The following is a 3,800-nucleotide window of genomic DNA, read 5'->3' on the forward strand; positions in this document are numbered from 1 at the left end:
CCCCGGGTGCGGCAAGCGCGGGCCCGTACTCCCGGGCCTGAGCCGAGGGAGCTATGAAGCGAGCCGCTGGCGGTGCAGGGGGTTCGCCGCGCCGCGCGCCGGGCCCGCGTCCTCGAACTGATCGAGCAGGTCGGGCTGGACGAGAGCGTGCTCGACCGCCGGCCGCGCCAGCTGTCGGGGGGCAGCGCCAACGGGTCGCGATCGCCCGGGCGCTCGCCCCGCGACCGCGGGTCATCATCTGCGACGAGCCGGTCTCCGCCCTCGACGTCTCCATCCAGGCGCAGGTGCTCGACCTGCTGGCCGATCTGCAGGCGCGGCTGGGGATCTCCTACGTCTTCATCTCCCATCACCTCGGCGTGATCTACCACGTCAGCGACCGGGTCCTGGTGATGAAGGACGGGCGGGTCGTGGAAGCCGGAGACGTCGAGGAGCTGTTCGCAAACCCCCGCCACGAGTACACCCGCAGCCTGCTCGCCGCGCTCCCCACCCTCGACGGCGCGGCGCTGCGCCCCCGGCCCGCCGACGACGGTGCCGCCGGACAGCCACAGTGAGAGACGAGCCGACCGACCTGAAAGGTTCGCGATGAGTGAGATCCCATTGGCCGTCCTCGACCTCGTCCCGGTCAGTGATGGCGGCACGAACGGCGAAGCACTGCGCAACACCGTCGATCTGGCCCGGCGGGCGGAGGAATTCGGGTACGAACGCTACTGGTTCGCGGAACATCACCTCAATCCCGGCGTCCTCGGCGTCTCCCCCGCCGTCGCCATCGCCCTGGTGGCCGGAGCGACGAGGACCATCCGGCTCGGGTCGGCCGGGGTGCAGGCCGGACACCGCACCCCGCTGTCGGTGGTTGAGGAGTTCGGCCTCATCGACGCCCTGCACCCGGGCCGCCTCGACCTCGGGATCGGACGCTCGCCCAGCCGGCCGGCCCCCGGGCCCGGCGGGCCGGTGAACGACCCGGCAGCCGAACGAAGCCTGATCTCGGCGGCGGCGGCCTACTCCGCCGGGCTCGGCGGGGCGGACCACAGCATCGAGCAGCGGGCCGAGAACGGCCTGCTGATCCCCAATCGCTACGACTTCCGCGGGCTGCTCGGCTCGTCGCGGCTGGGGCTGATGCTGTCGCTGCTGCAGCAGCCGAGCGCCTACACCCCGGACTACGCCGAGCAGATCGACGACGTCCTCGCGCTGCTGCGCGGAACCTATCGCTCGGCCGACGGCCTCCAGGCGCACGCCTACCCCGGTGAGGGCGCGAACGTGCAGGTCTGGATCCTCGGGGCATCCGGCGGATCGAGCGCCGCCGTCGCCGGCGAGCGCGGGCTGCGGTTCGCGGCCTCCTACCACCACAGCCCCAGCACCGTGCTCGATGCCGTCGACGCCTACCGGGCCGCGTTCCGGCCGTCGGCGGAACTCGCCGAGCCGTACGTGTCGGTCTCGGCGGACGTCATCGTCGGGGAGGACGATGCGAGCGCCGCACGGCTGGCCGCCGGCTACGGCCTGTGGGTCCGCAGCATCCGTTCCGGCGCCGGGGCCATCCCGTTCCCCAGCCCGGAGCAGGCCGCGGCGCACGCCTGGAGCAACGCCGACCGCGCGCTCGTCGAGGACCGGGTCACCACCCAGCTCGTCGGGTCCCCGCGAACCGTCGCCGACCGGCTCGAGCAGCTGGCCCAGGCGACCGGAGCCGACGAGCTCGCCATCACCACGATCACCCACCAGCACGCCGGCCGGGTGCGGTCCTACGAGTTGCTCACCAAGGAGTGGCGCCGACGCCGGGCGTGAGTAGGCCGGGATCGCACCTGCCCAGGTCTCCCCGGCCTCATCCGGCCTCATCCGGCCTTTCCCGGCCTCCCAGGCCTCTCCTGACCTCCCTGACCTCCCTGACCTCCTTCGATCTTCTTCGGCCCTTCTCCTTCTTCGACGTCGAACAGAACCAGAATCTGACTATCGGCCTGACCGCGGCAGGCGCCGCCGCCCCGGTGCCGGCCACCGCCGGAAGGTGGCGGCCCGGCCCGGTGTTGTAGGTGACCGCGGTCGGCGTAGACGCCGATCGCGGATATCGCGGAGGTCTCGGCGCGGCGGGACGGCCAGGGGAAACGGCGAAGGGGACGGTGGTTGTGGTGCCGAAGGCGTACGTCTACAGCGACCACGGCGGTCCGGAGGTGGAGGCATTCGCCGACCTCCCGATCCCGGTGGCCGGGCCGGGTCCGCTCACGATCGCGGTACGTGCCGCCGGGGTCAACCCCGTGGACTGGAAGCTGCGGGGCGGCCTGCGGCTGCCGGCCGCCCCGCCAGCCGTGTTTCCGGTCGTACTCGGAGTGGAGGCCGCCGGCGTGGTAACGCAGGTGGGCCCGGACGTCGACGGATTCGCCATCGGCGACGAGGTGTTCGGCAGCGCGCCGGGCGGTGGCTACGCCGAGTACACGGTGCTGACCGCCGGGGAGAGCGCGCGCAAGCCGGCGACGCTGCCGGTCGCGGCGGCGACCGCCTACGACGGCGTGCACCAGCTGGCCCTGCCGCCCGGCGCCACCCTGCTGATCACCGGTGTGGGTGGCGGCGTGGGAGTGGCCGCTGCGCAGATCGCCCGGCAGGCGGGCCTGACGGTCGTCGGCACCGCGAGCGCCGGCAAGAAGGACTTCGTCGAGGCCCTCGGCGTCGCGCACGTCGAGCCGGGCCCCGGCATCGCGGACCGGGTGCGGGCCGCCGCGCCCAGGGGGGTCGACGGAATCTACGATCTCGTCGGGGGCGAGACGCTCGACGACGTCGTCGAGGTCCTCGCGGACCGGTCGAAGCTCGTCACAGCCTTGTCCGGGGCGAGCGACCGGCACGGCGGGACGACGGTCCAGCGGGCCCGGGACAGCCGCGTGCTCGACGCGGTCGCCCAGCTGGTCGTGGACGGCGCGCTGGACCCGCTCGTGACCGCAACCTTCCCGCTGGACCAAGCCCCGGCGGCGCTGCGCGCGGTGGAGAACGGCCACGCCCGCGGCAAGATCGTGATCGAGGTCGCCGCGTGACCGAGCTTGCCGTTCCCCGACGCCATGTCCCCGACCGGCAGGAGCCCGACCGGCAGGAGCCCAGGCGGCACGTGACCGGCCAGCACGTGCTGAACAACCCCGTCCGTTCCTCCCTCCTGGGTCCGCACGCGCATTTCGCCGAGCGGGTCGGTGACGTGCTGCGCTACCCGGTCAACGTGTCACCGTTCGTCGCCCTGCCGGACGTGCCCGACGAGGGCACCTGGCGCAACGCCGCAGCGATGCTCGGCCCGGGCGCGATCGTGCCGTTCACCGGCATCGACGCTTCCCCGCCGCCCGGCTGGGAAGAGGCAAGCTTCGACGGCGCGCAGCTCGTGGACGAGGGGGTCGACGCGTTCCCGGACGAGGAGGCCGTGCGGCTGGGGCCCGCGGACGTGCCGGAGATGCTCGCGCTGGTCGAACGCACCAAACCCGGGCCGTTCCTGCCCCACACGATCGAGCTCGGCACGTACCTCGGCATCCGGCGGGACGGCACGCTGGTGGCGATGGCCGGGGAACGGCTGCACCCGCCCGGCTGGACCGAGATCAGCGCCGTCTGCACGGACGCGGGCCACCGGGGCCAAGGCCTCGCGACCCGGCTCGTCCGCGCGGTCGCCGCGGGCATCCGGGCCCGCGGGGAAACACCGTTCCTGCACGCCGCGGCGACCAACACGAACGCGATCCGGCTCTACGAGTCGCTCGGGTTCCGGCTGCGGCGTGAGGTGACGTTCCGCGCCGCGCAGATACCGGATATCGAGCCGGCCGCGTAACCACCGTCCGGCCGCGTAACCACCG

Annotated in this window: 3 protein-coding genes and 1 pseudogene; all 4 read left to right on the forward strand. The window is 73.4% G+C overall.

Going from position 1 to position 3,800, the window contains the following annotated elements; genetic code table 11:
- Positions 1-60: 60 nt before the first annotated feature.
- Positions 61-551 (forward strand): annotated as a pseudogene (locus tag ACY45C_RS18360) (ATP-binding cassette domain-containing protein); the annotation flags it as partial.
- Between the two features lie 31 nt (positions 552-582).
- Positions 583-1,776, forward strand: a complete 1,194-nt coding sequence (locus ACY45C_RS18365) for an LLM class flavin-dependent oxidoreductase (RefSeq protein WP_462188810.1) — start codon at positions 583-585, stop codon at positions 1,774-1,776.
- Positions 1,777-2,114: 338 nt separating this feature from the next.
- The gene (locus ACY45C_RS18370; RefSeq protein WP_462188812.1) at positions 2,115-3,008 is read left to right on the forward strand and encodes an NADP-dependent oxidoreductase; all 894 of its coding nucleotides are present in this window, start codon (positions 2,115-2,117) and stop codon (positions 3,006-3,008) included.
- Between the two features lie 71 nt (positions 3,009-3,079).
- A complete protein-coding gene (locus ACY45C_RS18375; RefSeq protein WP_462188813.1) occupies positions 3,080-3,775 on the forward strand; it encodes a GNAT family N-acetyltransferase in 696 nt (231 codons plus the stop codon).
- Positions 3,776-3,800 lie beyond the last annotated feature (25 nt).

The sequence above is a fragment of the Frankia sp. CcWB2 genome (assembly GCF_977927585.1).